The organism is Nostoc sp. FACHB-152, assembly GCF_014697475.1.
Lineage (GTDB): Bacteria > Cyanobacteriota > Cyanobacteriia > Cyanobacteriales > Nostocaceae > Nostoc_B.
Genome location: NZ_JACJRV010000004.1, coordinates 111759 through 129082 on the forward strand (window position 1 = coordinate 111759; position 17324 = coordinate 129082).

The window sequence follows — 17324 nt, forward strand, 5'->3', positions numbered from 1 at the left end:
GTCCTCTGCTCTACGCCAGTTCGCTCAAGTCGGGAAGCCCGCCCACGCGACTGGCTCCTCTGTGGTTCGTTTAAATTTAAGCCGCGCAAAAAATTGGGGCAGGTTTTACACCCACCCCCCCTTTTGTTTCTGCTATTTTGCGTCCTACTGCGGCTGCTACAGGCTTTAAAGCATCTACTAAATTCACCATGTCTTCTAAAGATAGTGCTTGACGCGCATCAGAAACGGATTTTTCTGGTTCTGGGTGACATTCAATAATTAATCCATCTGCACCACAAGCAACAGCAGCTTTAGCAACAGGTGCTACTAATTCTCGTTTCCCGACGGCATGGGAAGGATCTACAATCACGGGTAAGTGGGTGATTTGCTTCAGGGCTGCAACTGCGCCTAAGTCTAAGACGTTGCGGGTGTAATCATCAAAGCTGCGGATACCTCTTTCGCACAGCACCACATTTGGATTACCGTGACTAAGGATGTATTCGGCAGCCATGACGAATTCTTCAATGGTGGCGGCTAAACCACGTTTGAGCAAGATTGGTTTATGAGCTTGTCCTAAAGCTTTGAGCAAGTCGAAGTTTTGCATATTCCTGCTACCAACTTGCAGCATATCAGCATGGGCAGCAACAGTTTCAATTTGGGAGATGGACATTACTTCAGTGACTACAGGAATATTGTAGAGCGATCGCACTCTTGCTAATACTTCTAATCCGGCTTCTGCCATTCCTTGGAAGGCGTAAGGCGAGGTGCGGGGTTTATAAACACCTCCACGCAAAGCTTGCACAGGTGCAGGTGCTAATTTTTGAGCAACTGTTTCCATTTGTTCCCAGCTTTCGACTGTGCAGGGGCCACCAATAATTACTAGTTCTTCGCCACCGAAGGCGACTGTCTCAGAAAGTTTAACAATTGTTTGGTGGTTAGGATGAGTTTGGGCGGCAAGTTTAGCGTTAATCATGGTTTGATTCTCCTTTATTAGGGACTGGGACTGTAGGGATTAGGGACTGGGGACTTTATTCTAGATAACTTTTTACTAGCCTCTAACCCTTAGCATTAACAAAAAAGCCCGGAAACTTGATGTTCCGGGCGCGTTCTGACTAATTGGCATGACGCTATTTACCCGGAACTTGATCTGGGCCAAAAGTAAAAGCCGTAAAACCAGTTGTGTAAATTAGTAATCATGCTCAATACTTGCAAGAAATAGAGGTGACAGGTTACAGATTACAGGTGACAGTTAAAAGGGAAAAAGTTTTCTGTAATTTATGCCGCCTGTACAGATAGTCCTAAAAAACAAAAAACCGCAGAGTTGTTTACTCTGCGGTTCACCGGGCGGTTTCCAGTAGGAAACTTGACTCACCGCCGGTGAACCGCCTTAAACCAAAAATAAAAGTAGTAATTGTTGCTGAACATTTATGCTGCGTTGGGATAAAAAACTAATGTATGGCTTATTGAGCTTCACAATAACAAAAGCGATCGCTTGCGTCAAGCCCTACATAACACCATAACACTCAAAAAAGCGATAGACTCGTTACAACTGTGGGAATAGAGATTTGTTGCTGGTTGGTCACTGAAAAATAAGCGTAAGGGCATCAGTAAGGGGAGAAGCCGCTCCCTCTAACCTTTACAAGCTTGGTTAACCAACTTTGCACGAATACGATAAACTTTTGCTCACAATATAGTTTTATTATGCCCAGTTCCAAAATCTTCAACAAATCTTTTGATTATCATGGAGTTTACCCTTGCCCAGTTTGTCGAGTAGGTAAGATTTACCATATGCCATTGATGGAAACTATGGCTTGTGACTTCTGCCAAGAAATTTTTACCGTCAATCTAGAACAACAGCAGATTAAAATGCCTTCGCGTCAACCGCCTTTAATTTGGCGGTGGAATGGCTTTAGTTGGACAGAAGCCCAGTTAGAAGGTGTGGAATTAGGCTGGGGTTATGGGCTGGCTGCGATCGCTTTTGTCTTGTTTCCCACCACTTTAATTGGTATAGTAGCTTTTTACTTTCCCCCAACTCTCAATTCTCCCCTCACTTGGCTACCATACATCTGGACAATACTAACTTTTTTGTCACATTTATCTATTATTTTGTGGATTATTGTTGAGGTTTATCAAATTCCTGTTTCAGCTTATCTCAGAGCAATGAATCGATGGCGAAATGGAGAAATGGGAAGATAGGTATAGAAGAGTGACAAGATGGATGAGTGAGGCAAGGGAGACGCTTCAACTATCCTAAATTTAATTTTTAGTGAGTCTTTATATATCCTATTGCCTATTCCCTATTCCCTATTGCCTCTTACCTGTTCTTTTGTAATTATGACTTTTAACTTTTAAACACATTCTATGAATGAGATGGAGCTGTATTATCGAATTTTGGAATTAGAGCCTGGTGCAACACTTGAAGAAGTGAACCAAGCTTACAAAGATTTAGTTTTTGTGTGGCATCCTGATCGTCTTCCCAAAGATAATATCCGCTTACAACAAAAAGCGCAAGAAAAGCTCAAAGCAATTAACGAAGCGCGTGAGAAATTGCGCTCATTAAATGGTAAGCTTCATCCCCATTCGCAGCCTCATCCCCATTCGCAGCCTCATCCCCATTCGCAGCCTCATCCCCATTCGCAGCCTCATCCTCATTCGCAGCCTCATCCTCATTCGCAGCCTTATCAGTCACCTCAACCAAAAAGGCCATCTTCACCTCAACCAAATCCTCAGCCACCAAAACAAAGTCAAGATTTGAGTGGTAAAGACTTCAGTCGAGCAAATTTGAGCAATAAAGATTTGTCAGGGAGAAATTTAAGTTATGCCAATTTGAGTGGTGCTGACCTCAGTGATACTTTTATGCACAAAGTTATTTTGAGAGGGGCAAATTTATCTGAGGCAAATTTGTTTAGGGCTAACTTACTTTTAGCCGACCTCAGAGAAGCGAATTTACGTAATGCTAACCTAATTGGTGCAGATTTTAGTGGTGCTGACTTAAGAGGTGCTGACTTAACAGGGGCAAGGATGCGTTCTGGCGATCGCCTGTTGGTAAAATTGATTGGTGCTAACTTAACAGGCGCAATTATGCCAGATGGTCAAATTCATAGTTAACCAGCCTTGTTTGTTAATCAAGTGAAACAATATTAGCTGGCGGTATACGCCCATATCTCAAACTTGGCTGAGGATGATAACTCTGTTTCTAAAGAACCATAATGTGCAACACAAAACTCTTCAAACTCATCCATTACTTGATGAAATACCTCTTCGGATACTAGCCAACATAAACCGTATGCCCGTGATTTGTAAAAATTGAGAAGTTCGTTAACTGTGTTGCTTACTGTCCACTCTTTTACAATCACATAGTTTGACCGATAACCTTTGCTATTCAAATACTCTTCTATATTGATTTCTTCAAGTACTTTATTGACAGGCTTCGGTGCTTGTTTCACTTCATATTTAGCTAAAATAGCTCGTAAATAACCCTCAAATTTCATACGTGCAGGAGGGGTAATCCATTGAGAATTCAGATAAAAACCTTGTGGTTTCAAAACGCGAACAACTTCATCTAGAAATACCTTCCAATTTGAGACAGTGTGAATCATGTGAACAGTTAACACAACATCAAAACTTTCATCTGTGAAAGGTAGTTGTGAAGCATCTGCATGAATCAGATTCAAATTTTGCGGAATTTCGGGTAGTTTTTGCCTTAATTGGTCAAGCATTGCTTGAGAAGCATCAATGCCAGTTACAGAATAACCACGTTTAATCAAAGGAAGAACATTCAAGCCAGTACCAATACCAGGTTCTAAAAAAGATGTGTTAGGCTTTGCATTGACTAATTCAAGAATAAAATCTGCAACTTCTTCCGCGACAGTTTCTGTCAGCCAACGGGTTTGGTCATAAATGTAAGCAATTTTATCGTAATAGTTGGACTTTGCCATTTTGTTGAATCTACATTAGTCTTCATCTGCATCAGGCACACTAGGCTAACCTAAACATCTCTAGTCTCTAGTTTCTTTTCCTCTTTGAAGTTGTACTGGATTTAACGGCAAAACGCTGTATTTTATAGTATTTTATCAGAATTTAAACCTTATGAATACCAGATATACTTAAATGAGCAATCAATTCTAGGAATCTGGTATAGGAATCTGATTTAATTACTGAACATACTTATGTAGGCAGGCAATAGGCAATAGGCAACCCAATAGAAGGCAGGTAACAATATACTGATTTTTTAAAAAAATCAAATACTTCCTATATGATTACTAAACATACTGATATAAAAAGAGAAGAGAAGCACATAAAAATGTACTGATTTTTTCAGAAATTAAATATGAGTCCTATATTTTAAGTAAGCAAACGGTTGTTTACTTTTTTAAAACACAACTAAAAACCTATAGTTGTCATATTCTCCGCTTCACACTGAAAAGTTCTGCTTATTTTAAACAAAAGTTAACCAAAAATTATTAAGAGTATTTCTTGTTTATGTATATGTTTTTAAGTAGAGTTCTATCAATTCTCTACTGTTATTAATCATGAAAATTCATAAAACTTTGCTTGGGTTGACAATTGGTGTATTTACCACAGTGAGCATTTTGAATATTTGCAACACTCAAAAAGTAAAAGCTGAATCTGTAATTAATCTCAATTCTGAACAAACAGTTTGCAGCAGGTTTGTTACCGGTACATACCTCACGACAATTAAAGATACCAAAGGAAAATTTGCTTCACGCGCGCTGATTACTCTTACTAAAGAAGGTAACTTAATTGTCACTGACTCAAACCAAGGTGGTATTTCGGGTCAGTTTGATCCTTTTACCACTTCTCAAGGCACTTGGGCTTGTAATGGGACGAAGGCGATTACAGGTAGGGCACTCAACTTTAGTATCTCAAACCAAGGTGGGAGCGGTATTGCCAGAAATGATTATCAGGCTACTTTTAATCAGAGAACTCAAACGGTAGAAGGGACAATTGAGCTTCGTCTGTTTGGTCTACAAGCAAATCCATTACAGGGTAATGGACAAAATGCAGGGTCATTCTCTTTTACAGGTCAGCTTGTCACTGCTAGATAGAATAAGAGCAAACTTGCCCTCGAACAATGCTTTATAGTGCAGTGTTCGAGGGCAAGTTTATTAAGTACTTATAATCACAGCCAAATATTGTTCCAACAACCTCTGAACAATTTTAATCGTCTGGGCTTGGTATTTATCTTTGTATAGTCGCTTAAAACTCTTGTACTATTAACTTTGGACTCCTGACTCTAAAAATTGATGAATATTGCCATCATTGGTTGTGGTTACGTTGGGTATGCAGCTGCTAAGTGTTGGCAGCAAAAGATGACTTTGGCTGTTACCGCCACCACTACCTCACCCGAACGCATCCCGACACTGCAAGCTGTAGCGCAAAAAGTTATAGTCGTTCAAGGAAATGATGCAGAAACACTAAAATCAGTTTTACAGCATCAAGATATAGTGCTGCTGAGTGTGGGTGCAAAAGGTGCAGATTCATATGAAGAAACTTATCTGGGAACAGCCAAAACTTTAGTCTCGATTTTGCCGCACCTGACGAATCTCCGACAAATTATTTACACAGGTAGTTATTCAGTTTATGGCGATCGCAATGGTGCTACGGTAGATGAAGACACACCAATTGAACCAACCAGTGCTAATACAATCATCCTCCGAGAAACAGAAAAAGTTTTACTGTCAGCCGCTACAAAAAATCTGAAGGTTTGCATCTTCCGTTTGGGTGGGATTTATGGGCCTGGACGAGAATTAATTAAAATATTTGGTCGTGCATCTGGTACAACTCGTCCTGGAGATGGCAAAGATGTCACAAATTGGATTCATCTAGATGATATTGTTGCCGCGATCGAGTTTGCCCGTCACTATCACTTAGATGGTATTTACAATTTAGTTGATGATGCCCATTTAAAAAGCCAAGAATTACTAGATACCTTATTTACAAAACACAATTTACCCACTGTTCAATGGGACGCTTCACAAAAAAGCAACCGTCCATATAACGCCACAGTATCAAATCACAAGCTCAAAAATGCTGGCTATAAACTGATTCATTCTCAGATGATTTTTGATTAAAAAACTAGACTTATGCAAACATCTATTACAACATCTCCTACCCAGTTTTATAGATGGTGTCAATATTGCTGTGCTTACGAAGTTTATCAACCAAATAATATTAATTTAGCAGGAATTCCACTACTGTTAATTCATCCGATTGGTGTAGGATTATCAGGTCAATTTTGGCAGCGATTTTGTAGCGAATGGTATAAACAAGGCTATCAAAATCTTACTTATAATCCTGATTTATTAGGATGCGGTAAAAGTGATATGCCTCATGTAGCTTGCACTCCCACAGATTGGGCAGAACAATTACAGTATTTTTTACAAACAGTTGTACAAAAGCCTGTTGTTTTAGTAGTGCAAGGTGCTTTATTTCCGGTCGCTATAGAATTAGTTAAAAAGGAATTAAATTTAATTAAGGGCTTGGTGCTTTCTGGTCCACCAGCTTGGACTGTAATTACAAAGAAAGCGTCAGCTTCGCAACAAAAACTAATTTGGAATTTGTTAGATTCACCTTTAGGAAATGCTTTCTTTCGCTACGCAAGGACTCAAAAGTTTCTGCGGTCTTTTTCAACTCGTCAGTTATTTGCAACTGGTGTTGATGTAGATAATGAATTGTTAAGTATGTTAGTTGCAGGTGCAGAGAATACAGCTAGTCGTCATGCTGTATTTTCTTTTTTAGCAAGATTTTGGCAGCAAGACTATAGTAATGACATTGCTTCTATCAAACAACCGACATTAGTAATTGTCGGTGAAACAGCATCAAGTATTAGCAAAGAAGGTAAACAAGAAACACCCGATGAGCGTTTAGCTGATTATCTGGCAAATTTACCCCAAGGTCGTGGAGTAAAAGTGCCAGGAAGAAATGTTTTACCCTATGAATCTACCAGTGAATTTGTAAGTGCGATCGCGCCATTCATTGCAGAATTGTCTCAAAAAAATTAGTCATTTGCACCAATGACAAATGACCAATGACAAAGGACAACTTCAATACCTTTCGGTTAAGGGGGAAAGGGGAAGGGGAAAAAGTAGAAGAAAACCTTTAACCTTTTCCCAAAACCAGATTACAAGTTAAAAATACTTAACCGAATAGTATTGAGGACAACTTATTACATTACCTCTTCCCGATTTGGTTTAATCAAGCGTTCTGTAAACGACTTAATCACAATATACAAAATCGGAACCACAAATAAACTCAAGAACGTTGCAATTAACATTCCACCAAATACTGCGGTTCCTAAAGATTGACGGCTTCCTGCACCTGCACCTGTAGCCACAGCCAGAGGAAAAATCCCTAAAAGAGTAGAAAAAGCAGTCATCAAAATTGGGCGTAATCTTTCTTGTGAAGCTTCAATTACTGCTTTTGTAATCGAAAGGCCTTGGTCTCTTAATTGGTTAGCAAATTCCACAATCAAAATTGCATTTTTACTTGCCAAACCAATCAACATAACTAGACCAATTTGACAGTAAACATCATTAGGAAAGCCCCGCATTGACTGTGCTAACAGTGCGCCGAAAATTGCTAAAGGCACTGAAAGCATAATAATTAAAGGGTCAATGTAATTTTCATACTGAGCAGCTAGTACCAAGAACACAAATACCAATCCTAAACCAAAGATAATTGGTGCTAAACCACCCGATTCTAGTTCTTCTAGTGCTGTTCCTGACCATTCGTAACCGTAACCTGGTGGTAAAACTTGTTGCGCCGCCTGTTCCATTTTTTGAATAGCATCGCCGGAACTAAATCCGGGTGCAGCAGCACCGTTGATTTCAATCGAGCGAAATAGATTATAGTGATTAATGGTTTGCGCTCCTGTAGTTGAGGTAATCTTGACAAGATTGCCCAAAGGAATCATTTCATTCCTTTGAGAACGCACGTATAATTTCTCGATATCTTTAGGATTAGAGCGAAACTGTTCGTCTGCTTGGACATACACCCGATAGTTACGCTGCTGGAGGTTAAAATCGTTGACATATTGCGAACCTAAAGCAGTTTGTAGGGTGGTAAAGATATCGTCTACATTAACTTGCAGTGCATTTGCTTTGTTGCGGTCTACTTCTATCAATAGTTGAGGTGTATTAGCTGCAAAGGTAGTAAATACTGCTTGTAAACCTTGGGTTTGATTGGCGCGACCTAGCAATTGTCCCATCGTCTGGACTAAATTTTCTAAGCCACTATTACCTCTGCGGTCTTGCAGTTGAAAGGTAAAACCACCAAAGTTGCCTAATCCCTGAATCGATGGCGGATTTACAGCGAAAACTCTAGCTTCTGGAATAGCGAAAAACTTACCTTGCAATTTACCAATAATTGACTGTACTGTCTGATCGGGTCTTGAACGTTCATCCCAAGGTTTTAAAGTGGTAAAGATAATCCCACTGTTGGCAGTGCTACCACTGAACCCAAACCCGCCTACAGCAAAAGTTCCCACCACTTCGGGAAGTTTGAGAATTTCCTTTTCTATCTGAGACATCACATCACTGGTGTATTGCAACGAAACACCTTGAGGGCCTTGGATAATCGTGATGAAATAGCCTTGGTCTTCGTCGGGGAGGAATGCAGTTGGTACTGACGTATACAGCCAAGCAGTCATACCCAAGGAAACAATAAATAGCCCGATAATCACGCTTTTGATGTGAGTTAAGAAAAGAAGCGATCGCTGATAACCCTGCGTTACCCAATCTAAAAACCTGTTAATATGGTTAAAAATCCAACCTAACCAACCCCTTGGTTTTTGCCCTTGACGCAGCAGCAAAGCGCACAAAGAAGGTGTCAATGTCAGAGCGATAAAAGTAGAAATGGCGATCGAAAAGGCAATAGTAAGCGCAAATTGTTGATATAGTGCGCCTGTAGTTCCAGGAAAGAAAGCTACTGGTACAAACACTGCCATCAGCACTAACGAAGTAGCAATGACTGCACCAAATAACTCAGCCATTGATTCACTAGCAGCACGCTTTGGACTTATGCCTTTATCTTTAATAAAGCGGCTAATCTGCTCAACCACAACGATCGCATCATCTACCACCATCCCCGTTCCGAGAGTCAAACCAAACAAGGTCAAACTGTTAATTGAAAAGTTAAAAACTTTAACAAAGGCAAACGTCCCAATTAAAGAAAAGGGAATCGTGAGTGCGGGAATAAGCGTAGTTCGCCAATCTTGCAAGAATATGAAGATTACAATTACAACTAACACTACCGCTTCAAATAAAGACTTAACTACTTCTGCTAAAGACTCCTCAACAAATACAGTAGTGTCAAAGGCTATTTGATATTTCATCCCAGGCGGCAAAGTAGGAGCTAATTCTGCTATTGCAACTTTAACTCCCTTAGCTACGTCCAAGGCATTACTCCCAGGAACTTGATAAATACCCAAACCTACAGCATCTTTGCCCTGAAAACGGAGAAATGTGTTGTAATTTTCTGCACCTAATTCTGCTCGACCAACATCTTTAAGCTTGACTAAAGTACCATCATCTTCTGTTTTAATAACAATTTCGGCAAATTCCTCTGGACTGGTCAGTCGGCTGGCAGCACGCACGTCAATCTGATACTGTTGTCCTTGAGGCGCAGGTTCTTGTCCAATTCTCCCAGCACCAATTTGTAAGTTTTGTTGCGACAGTGCGCTAGTTACATCCTCTGGGGTCAGTTTTCGACTTGCCAAGCGATTTGGATCTAACCACAGGCGCATAGCATAGCGACGTTCACCAAAAATTTGCACATCACCTACGCCTTTGACTCTTTTTAAAGCATCTGCTATGTAAAGGTCAGCATAGTTACTCAAGAATGTGTTGTCATACTCTTGATTGTCGGTGTACAAACCAATTGCCATTAGAATATTGCTAGATTCCTTGGTGACTCTAACGCCTGTACGCTGCACCACATCTGGCAATTGTGCCTCAGCAACAGAAACGCGATTTTGGACATCAACAGCCGCTAAATCTTTATCGCGTAAGGCATCGAAGGTAACTGTAATATTACTTGTACCATCGTTACTGCTGCTGGAGGTCATATATTTCAGACCTTCAACACCGTTGATTTGCCTTTCTAAAATATTAGTTATGCCACTTTCTACTACTTCGGCACTGGCTCCACTGTAGTTGGCCGTAACGTTGATTTGGGTGGGGCTAATATCGGGAAAACGAGCAACGGGCAGAGTCGGAATACTTATTAATCCCACCAGCAGGATAATAATCGAACAGACCGTAGCAAAGACTGGTCGCTTGATGAAGAAATCAACAAACATAGAGATTAGGGAGTTGGGAGTGGGGAGTGTGAAAGATGAAGTATAGAATGTGAAATTTCAGACTTCAGACTTTTCTAAGGAGTGGGGATTATGGGTGAGCCATTCGTTAAATTGAGAATGCCTGAAACGACGATTCTGTCTCCTGCTTTCAGTCCTTCCAGAACTTGATAATTATTACCTTCTATAGCTCCTAATTTGACTGGTTTTTGCACAGCTACTAAAGATGGCGATCCTGGCTTAGGTTTTTCTGGTGCTTGCGCTACAAACACAAATGTCTCTCCACCCAAGCGCGATAAGGCTGTGACTGGAATTAAGATTCCGGGTCGTTCATCCCAAATCACTTTCGTTTGGACTAACTGACGATTGAGTAGTTGTCTATTGCCATTACCGAAGGTGGCTTTAGCCAATACTGTTTGAGAATTGGCATTAGCATTGGGAGCGATGAAACTAATCCTACCTGTGGCCGTGGGTTGACCTTGGTCATTGAGCATTTGTACGGGTAAGCCAACACGCAATTGTTTAGCTTCATTGAGTGGTACAGCTATGTTTAATTCCAAGGAATCATTTCTGGTCAGAGTGGTGAGGTCGTCTGCTTTGCTGACAAATTCTCCGACTCTGACAGGAATATCTCCAACAATACCTGTGAATGGAGCGCGGACATTGGTGTATTGCAATTGCACTTCGGCGGCTTTAACTTGAGCAGCAGCTTGGCTAACTTGCGATCGCGCTTGGGCAATTTCTTCTTGACGCGGGCCATTCTCTAATTGCCTCACATTCTGTCTTTGCTGTTCCACCGCCGCTTGTAATTCCCTAATATCTGAGCTTCTAGCTTGGCGCAGTTGGTCTAGTCGCTTTTGCGCTACAACTAAAGCCGCTTCTGCACTGCGCTGTTCTCTGAGATATCCTTCTAAAACATCTTGCGAAACTGCTCCTTCTTTACGTAGTTGGGCGTAGCGTTGCGCTCTTGATTGTGCTAGTTCTACATCAGATTTGGCCGACTGAATTTGGGCTTCGGCTTGGGCAATTTCTTCTGGTCTCGCTCCTGCTTGAGCATCTCGCAAACGTGCTTGGGCTTGTTCTAGCTGCGCTCTACCTTGAGCTAATTCTTCAGAGCGAGTACCTGCTTTAAGTTGGGCTAGCCGCGCCTGAGCTTGTTCTAAGGCAGCTTTGGCTTGGAGTAACTGCGCTTGAGCATCATCACTTTGCAGCCGAATCACAACTTGTCCCTGGGAAATGCGATCGCCTTCTCTAAATGGAATTTGAGTAATACGCCCGTCAATATCTGGTTTAAGTGTGACAGAACGTGGCGCATCTAAAGTACCAACAAACTCAGATGTTTGCTGAATAGTTGCACTCTCCACAGTAGCTATTTTGACAGGAACTCCCGGAGGTGGGACAGCCGCCGCCGCTGGTGAATTATTTGCTTGGCTAGTAGTCCACCATCGCCAACCCACACCTAAACCAGAAACTAACAAAACAATGCCTAAAATTACAGGCCAAGGCCGCTTTTTATTTGTTATGGATGTTGGTTTTGGCTCTAGTGATGGATCTTCTAGTTGAGCCTGACTAGAATCTGTTGCTACAGGCTCTTCTATTTCAGCTTGAACCTGTGAATCAGAGAACTCAAATTTAGACATTTTATTTTCTCATTTATAAAAATGTGAAATAGGACTAGGTTTTGATTAATACCATTTCACGAAAAATTTGATACAGATGTAAACCCTGAAAGCTTTGCTGCATCTAAGTTTTTAAATTGCGAACTGCGTTAGCGAGCCTGCGAGCGTCATTGTGAATTGGTATAAACCCTAACCTTTTCCTAATTTTTGGTTTGCTTGAGATCACACATAAATAAATCTACGCAAGTATTGAAGTAGCATTGGGAGAATCACCAAAACCCAGCATTCATTCGCAGATACCTCGGTGACTGCTTCTACAAGTTATTCATGATTATAATGCAAGTGCTTGCTTGCATTATATTATGTATGCCAAAAAAAAGTGTACAAACTAGGGCAAACAATAGCGATCGCTCACAAATCTACTTTTCAGGATCTAACCCCTAATGTTTTAGGGAAATAAATAAGTTTTGTTTATTGAAATTTTAAGTAGCAGCCCCAAAAATATTAAAAACCTATATCAAAAAACTATAGATTCACGATGGTGTGCAGCCTTAATGTCTACAAAGAAAGCTTCAAAAATAAATGCGGGGATATTCCGATGCTGTTATCAAAATAATTCGCGCATCGTGGAATAAAGCATTTACATTTTTAGTTTGATGGAATTTGTTATTTTGTCTTTTTGGCTCATCCTAATGTTGTTCATCCTGCGGTTAGCCTACTTGGTTTTACAAAGCCATCAACAAATTTCCAGAAATTACCACTTTAAAAAAACTTCTATAAACAGGCATAAGACAAAAAGTACACAAACTAGCTAATCTACGCGTCCCTCTAGCGGTAGAAAAAGTAATTCTTAGCAATGGCAAGAATTACTCAGATTGGTTCATGGTGATGTTGCTACAGCCAATCGACTTGTTGATTATGAATTGAAACGTAACCCTGGATGCAGTTTTGATTGGTGTGTAGACACATCGTGGCAATTGAAACGCGATCGCCGTTAATTAAACAATGTGTACAATATTCCTCTAAACTTATTGATGAACGACGGTTAAGTAATTCGGAGGAATGGTGGCAATGGATGTCAGCTTGATAGTGTCGAACATCTTGAATCCACCAGTGCTAGCTTTTTTTCTAGGGGTGCTAGCAGTTTTAGTCAAATCAGATTTAGAAATTCCGGCACCTATACCTAAACTATTATCCTTATATTTACTATTTGCTATTGGGTTTAAAGGTGGGGTGGAATTAGTCAAAAGTGGTATCACTCAGGACGTTGTTCTTACCCTTTTGGCAGCCATGATGATGGCTTGCATTGTTCCAATTTACACCTTTTTTATTTTGCGGCTCAAACTAGATACTTACAATGCAGCTGCGATCGCCGCTACCTATGGTTCTATTAGTGCTGTCACCTTCATCACTGCTAGTTCTTTTCTGACTCAACAGGGAATGGCTTTTGATGGGTTTATGGTTGCAGCCCTCGCCTTAATGGAATCGCCAGCCATTGTTGTCGGTTTAATCTTAGTTAATATCTTTAGCACCAATCAAAACGAGGAAGAGTTTGTTTGGTCAGAAGTATTGCAAGAAGCCTTCTTAAACAGTTCTGTATTTTTGCTAGTTGGTAGCCTACTCATGGGTGTTCTTACCGGAGAACACGGTTGGCAAACCTTAAAACCCTTTACCCAAGATATATTTTACGGCATCCTAACTTTCTTTTTGTTAGATATGGGGCTGTTGGCTGCCCGAAGAATCAAAGATTTGCAAAAAACAGGGGTTTTCCTGATTCTATTTGCGATACTAGTACCAATTTTCAATGCCGGAATAGCTTTAATAATAGCCAAAGTGATCGGAATGTCACAAGGAGATAGTTTATTATTCGCCGTTTTATGCGCTAGTGCCTCTTACATCGCTGTACCAGCAGCTATGCGGCTAACTGTCCCCGAAGCTAATCCTAGCCTATATGTTTCTACCGCTCTAGCTGTGACCTTCCCTTTTAATATCATTGTAGGTATACCGCTTTATTTATACGGTATTAATATTTTTTGGAGATAAGATAATGCAGCCAGTAAAACGGATAGAAATCTTTGCCCATTATGTTGAACTCGGTAAAATTTTAGAGGCTTTAGACAAAGCAGGTGTACTCGGACACTCAGTTATCAAAGATGTAGCAGGCAAAGGTACAAGAGGCAAAGTTACAAACGATTTAGCAATGACTATGCTAGACAACGTTTATATCATTGCCTTTTTTGCGCCTGAGAAATTACCTGTAGTAGAGTCAAATGTGCGACAAATTCTGAGTAAGTTTGGCGGAGCTTGTTTTATTTCTGATGCAATGGAAATAGAGACTACTAGATGTGTGGGTTGAGCAAGAGAGGCTAGAGGTTAGGGACTAGTACCGCAATGCGGAAGTCAAAAGTCAAAAGTATTATGGAATAGGCTGTTTAGGATTTTTCAATGTCTGCTTATTTCCGCCGTGGTGTACTAGAGGCTAGTAAATAGTTTGCCCTCAGCACTTTTTAACTATTCACATCTTTTAAACGTGAAGTAGTAAACCTATCCATCCATTTTTCTAAGTAAACTCGATTAGCATTTTGCTCGGATGGATTTTGAGTTTCTAAAGGATAAGGCATCAGCCCTAAAATAGTGGCTGTTGTCACGCAAAACATTGACTTTTGGAAACTGATACAGATTTGCACCCGCAAATCATCTTCACCCCGCAGCCGACGACGATAAATAGTGTGTAAATACTCTGGCAAATAATGCCGCATATCCTGCATTAGCAATGTGGGAGGAATACCTGCACCACCGATGGGCAAAGGATCAGCATACAACGCCCCATACTGAAACCGAGATTGATCAGGTGGAATTTGATAAGCCTGGGCATTGTATGAAACTGTGCCTGCAAAGGGAGTCCCTCTGAAGAAAACTGCCTCAACATAAGGCACTGCTGTATCTCCTAAAAATGTTAAACCCACTTTTTTAGGAAGTAGATCATAGACTTTATTGCCAATTTTTACAGAATATGTAATTGGCTTAACAGCAGCATCAACTAAACCATCTTTAATATGGTCTACAACGTTGGCAATAGACGTAATTTCGCCTGTATCATAGCGGTCTGATAAGGTCAAGAAAATGTCAGCCATGACTCGCCAAAATTGACCTAAACCACTGTAGTATGCAGAGACACGTAATTGTTCAATTAAAAAGTCGGGAAAAAGTTGATTAATTCCCAATATAAAAGGATTATTTTTAAATTTTGCTGTGATAACTGCTTTAGCGGATTCTTGAAATTCTTTTGAATCTAAATATGTATCTAGTCCACCGCCACCATGCCACATCATCGCTTTCATACAATATTCTGCATATTCATAATTGATGCGATCGTGCCACCAATGACGTAGTAACTTCTTAAAAGAGAAATCGCTATTAAAGTATTTAAAGAAGGGAAAAAATACTAAAAACTGATGTTCAGCAATATAGATAAGATTGTTGGAGTAGGCATCTAAAACTACACCATAACTTTTAAGAATACCAACTACTTCTAAAACATTTTCTGGACTATTGGGAAGTAATGCTCCGCCTGCTCGCAATCTTTCAACATACTCAGCTAAGGGATGTTTAGCAGACTGATTGTTAATAGTTACCATTGCAAATTCTCCAAGTTGGGAATGAGGGAGATGAAGGGATTTAGGAAAACATAAAGGACAATGAAGACTGAGGACTTACACAAAAAACTCTCATTCCTCCATGTCCTCTGTGTCTCTGTAGTTAGATTTCCATAACTACGGCGTAAGTTCTATACTACTTTTCTGCTTTATCTACAGAAACGGTTGCTACTACCTTATCTACACTAATCATGGCGGTGATTGTTGGTTCAGTCCAGCGAGATAACCAAGCAGGTTGAATACCAAAAATTACAATCAACACAGCTAAGACCACAGATGGCAAGCGATCGCTCCAATAAACTCGTGGTAAATTGATTACTTGTTCAGATAAGCGGCCAAAGAAGGCACGGTTCATCAAAATTAGGAAGTAAACCGCAGTCAAACCTGTCCCAATCATCGAAAGCAATGTTTGCACGGGGAATACAGGAAAACTACCCCGAAAAATGATGAATTCGGAAATAAAACCTACCATTCCTGGTATGCCTGCGCTGGCCATTACTCCCAGTACCATCAAGCTACCAATCACAGGTAAACCTCTTTCGGGATTTAATAGTCCTCGAAGAACGTCTAAATCACGGCTACCAGTTTTCTTGTAAACTACCCCAACCAATAAAAATAACAAGGCAGAAATTAAGCCGTGGCTAATCATTTGCATCACAGCACCCAAGACGCTGAGTGGTGTAGATGCTGCCGCCGCTAACAAAACGTAGCCCATATGTCCAATTGAACTGTAGGCTACCATTTTTTTCATGTCAGTTTGAGCGATCGCACATGATGCACCGTAAAGCACACTAATTACTGCCCAAGTTGCCAACCAGGGAGCGGCATAACTCCACGCTGCGGGCAACAAATTCATCCCAAATCGCAGTAAGCCGTAAGTTCCTAATTTCAGCAGTACCCCAGCCAGCAGCACAGAAATCGGTGTTGAGGCTTCAACGTGAGCATCTGGTAACCAAGTGTGGAAAGGAACTAAAGGAATCTTGATACCAAAGCCAACTAAAATTCCTGCAAGTAAGAGAAGTTGAGTAGCTAATGGTAGAGATTGAGCATTTAAGTTTGCTAAGGCAAAATTAGAGCCGCCACTCAGCCAAACCATCCCCAGGAAGCTGGACAAAATTAAGATCCCAGATAAGGCAGTGTAAATCAAAAACTTCGTAGCAGCGTAACCTCTTCTCTCACCACCCCAAATAGCAATTAACAGATATAGGGGAATCAGTTCTAGCTCGTAAAACAAGAAAAATAGCAGTAAATCCTGAGCTAGAAACGCTCCAGTTACTCCAGCACTTAACAGCAGTATCAGTGAGTAATAAAATCGTGGACGTTGTATGGAGCCATCGCTACTCGTAATCGCAATACAAGTCAACAGTCCATTTAAAACCAGCAACGGCAAAGATAAACCATCTACTCCCAGGTTATAACTTAGACCTATTGCATCTACCCAAGGTAAGAACTCGCTAAACTGTTGAGTAATTTCGCCTGGGTTGAATTGGATAGCTAGAAAAACTGACCATAAAAAACCTAGACTGGCAAACAAAAAAGCTACTTTACGGGCAAGCTTGCCGTCAAGAACAGAAGGCCAGAAACCGATTAACGCCGCACCCAAAAGTGGCAGCAAAATTAACGCACTCAGCATACACAGTATTGAGGAAGAAGAGGGGAGGTGAAGGGGACAGATGACAGGTGACAGAGATGGGTGATTTGATATATGGCTTTTTGAAGAAAATTTGTACTTAATTCACCTGTCATTTGCTG

13 protein-coding genes are annotated in these 17324 nt (G+C 40.6%); 7 read left to right on the plus strand and 6 right to left on the minus strand.

Annotation, left to right across the window (positions count from 1 at the left end):
* Positions 1–76: 76 nt before the first annotated feature.
* A complete protein-coding gene (aroF, locus tag H6G76_RS05665) occupies positions 77–952 on the minus strand; it encodes a 3-deoxy-7-phosphoheptulonate synthase (protein ID WP_190696728.1) in 876 nt (291 codons plus the stop codon).
* A gap of 728 nt (positions 953–1680) precedes the next feature.
* Between aroF and H6G76_RS05670 the strand changes: the two genes are divergently transcribed.
* Entirely contained in the window at positions 1681–2175 is a 495-nt protein-coding gene (locus tag H6G76_RS05670; RefSeq protein ID WP_190696730.1) for a hypothetical protein, read from the plus strand.
* Between the two features lie 165 nt (positions 2176–2340).
* Complete coding sequence (locus tag H6G76_RS05675) at positions 2341–3087, plus strand: pentapeptide repeat-containing protein (protein WP_190696732.1); 747 nt, start codon at positions 2341–2343, stop codon at positions 3085–3087.
* Positions 3088–3119: 32 nt separating this feature from the next.
* Here the strand turns inward: H6G76_RS05675 and H6G76_RS05680 are convergent, their stop codons facing one another.
* Complete coding sequence (locus tag H6G76_RS05680; RefSeq protein ID WP_190696735.1) at positions 3120–3917, minus strand: class I SAM-dependent methyltransferase; 798 nt, start codon at positions 3915–3917, stop codon at positions 3120–3122.
* 594 nt (positions 3918–4511) lie between these two features.
* Between H6G76_RS05680 and H6G76_RS05685 the strand changes: the two genes are divergently transcribed.
* The 3 genes from H6G76_RS05685 (at position 4512) to H6G76_RS05695 (ending at position 7004) form a co-directional block, all read left to right on the plus strand.
* Complete coding sequence (locus tag H6G76_RS05685) at positions 4512–5048, plus strand: hypothetical protein (RefSeq protein WP_190696738.1); 537 nt, start codon at positions 4512–4514, stop codon at positions 5046–5048.
* 198 nt (positions 5049–5246) lie between these two features.
* Positions 5247–6074, plus strand: a complete 828-nt coding sequence (locus H6G76_RS05690) for an SDR family oxidoreductase (protein WP_190696742.1) — start codon at positions 5247–5249, stop codon at positions 6072–6074.
* A 12-nt stretch (positions 6075–6086) separates the two neighbouring features.
* Positions 6087–7004, plus strand: a complete 918-nt coding sequence (locus H6G76_RS05695) for an alpha/beta fold hydrolase (protein ID WP_190696747.1) — start codon at positions 6087–6089, stop codon at positions 7002–7004.
* A 164-nt stretch (positions 7005–7168) separates the two neighbouring features.
* Here the strand turns inward: H6G76_RS05695 and H6G76_RS05700 are convergent, their stop codons facing one another.
* Both H6G76_RS05700 and H6G76_RS05705 read right to left on the minus strand, forming a co-directional pair.
* A complete protein-coding gene (locus tag H6G76_RS05700; protein WP_190696750.1) occupies positions 7169–10300 on the minus strand; it encodes an efflux RND transporter permease subunit in 3132 nt (1043 codons plus the stop codon).
* A gap of 74 nt (positions 10301–10374) precedes the next feature.
* Positions 10375–11937 carry an efflux RND transporter periplasmic adaptor subunit gene (locus H6G76_RS05705; protein WP_190696753.1) on the minus strand — a complete coding sequence of 521 codons (1563 nt, stop codon included), beginning with the start codon at positions 11935–11937 and terminating at the stop codon, positions 10375–10377.
* Between the two features lie 1050 nt (positions 11938–12987).
* Here H6G76_RS05705 and H6G76_RS05710 point away from each other — a divergent pair.
* The gene (locus H6G76_RS05710) at positions 12988–13959 is read left to right on the plus strand and encodes a sodium-dependent bicarbonate transport family permease (protein WP_190696756.1); all 972 of its coding nucleotides are present in this window, start codon (positions 12988–12990) and stop codon (positions 13957–13959) included.
* Positions 13960–13963: 4 nt separating this feature from the next.
* A complete protein-coding gene (locus H6G76_RS05715) occupies positions 13964–14272 on the plus strand; it encodes a P-II family nitrogen regulator (RefSeq protein ID WP_190696759.1) in 309 nt (102 codons plus the stop codon).
* Between the two features lie 151 nt (positions 14273–14423).
* Here the strand turns inward: H6G76_RS05715 and H6G76_RS05720 are convergent, their stop codons facing one another.
* Both H6G76_RS05720 and H6G76_RS05725 read right to left on the minus strand, forming a co-directional pair.
* A complete protein-coding gene (locus H6G76_RS05720) occupies positions 14424–15554 on the minus strand; it encodes a CO2 hydration protein (protein WP_190696763.1) in 1131 nt (376 codons plus the stop codon).
* Positions 15555–15708: 154 nt separating this feature from the next.
* Positions 15709–17205, minus strand: a complete 1497-nt coding sequence (locus H6G76_RS05725) for an NADH-quinone oxidoreductase subunit M (protein WP_190696767.1) — start codon at positions 17203–17205, stop codon at positions 15709–15711.
* Positions 17206–17324: the final 119 nt, after the last annotated feature.

What these genes read in the sequence shown, in the direction of transcription:
- aroF (WP_190696728.1), bottom strand. Translation starts at nt 952, where the DNA reads ATGATTAACGCTAAACTTGCCGCCCAAACTCATCCTAACCACCAAACA.
- H6G76_RS05670 (WP_190696730.1), top strand. Translation starts at nt 1,681, where the DNA reads ATGCCCAGTTCCAAAATCTTCAACAAATCTTTTGATTATCATGGAGTT.
- H6G76_RS05675 (WP_190696732.1), top strand. Translation starts at nt 2,341, where the DNA reads ATGAATGAGATGGAGCTGTATTATCGAATTTTGGAATTAGAGCCTGGT.
- H6G76_RS05680 (WP_190696735.1), bottom strand. Translation starts at nt 3,917, where the DNA reads ATGGCAAAGTCCAACTATTACGATAAAATTGCTTACATTTATGACCAA.
- H6G76_RS05685 (WP_190696738.1), top strand. Translation starts at nt 4,512, where the DNA reads ATGAAAATTCATAAAACTTTGCTTGGGTTGACAATTGGTGTATTTACC.
- H6G76_RS05690 (WP_190696742.1), top strand. Translation starts at nt 5,247, where the DNA reads ATGAATATTGCCATCATTGGTTGTGGTTACGTTGGGTATGCAGCTGCT.
- H6G76_RS05695 (WP_190696747.1), top strand. Translation starts at nt 6,087, where the DNA reads ATGCAAACATCTATTACAACATCTCCTACCCAGTTTTATAGATGGTGT.
- H6G76_RS05700 (WP_190696750.1), bottom strand. Translation starts at nt 10,300, where the DNA reads ATGTTTGTTGATTTCTTCATCAAGCGACCAGTCTTTGCTACGGTCTGT.
- H6G76_RS05705 (WP_190696753.1), bottom strand. Translation starts at nt 11,937, where the DNA reads ATGTCTAAATTTGAGTTCTCTGATTCACAGGTTCAAGCTGAAATAGAA.
- H6G76_RS05710 (WP_190696756.1), top strand. Translation starts at nt 12,988, where the DNA reads ATGGATGTCAGCTTGATAGTGTCGAACATCTTGAATCCACCAGTGCTA.
- H6G76_RS05715 (WP_190696759.1), top strand. Translation starts at nt 13,964, where the DNA reads ATGCAGCCAGTAAAACGGATAGAAATCTTTGCCCATTATGTTGAACTC.
- H6G76_RS05720 (WP_190696763.1), bottom strand. Translation starts at nt 15,554, where the DNA reads ATGGTAACTATTAACAATCAGTCTGCTAAACATCCCTTAGCTGAGTAT.
- H6G76_RS05725 (WP_190696767.1), bottom strand. Translation starts at nt 17,205, where the DNA reads ATGCTGAGTGCGTTAATTTTGCTGCCACTTTTGGGTGCGGCGTTAATC.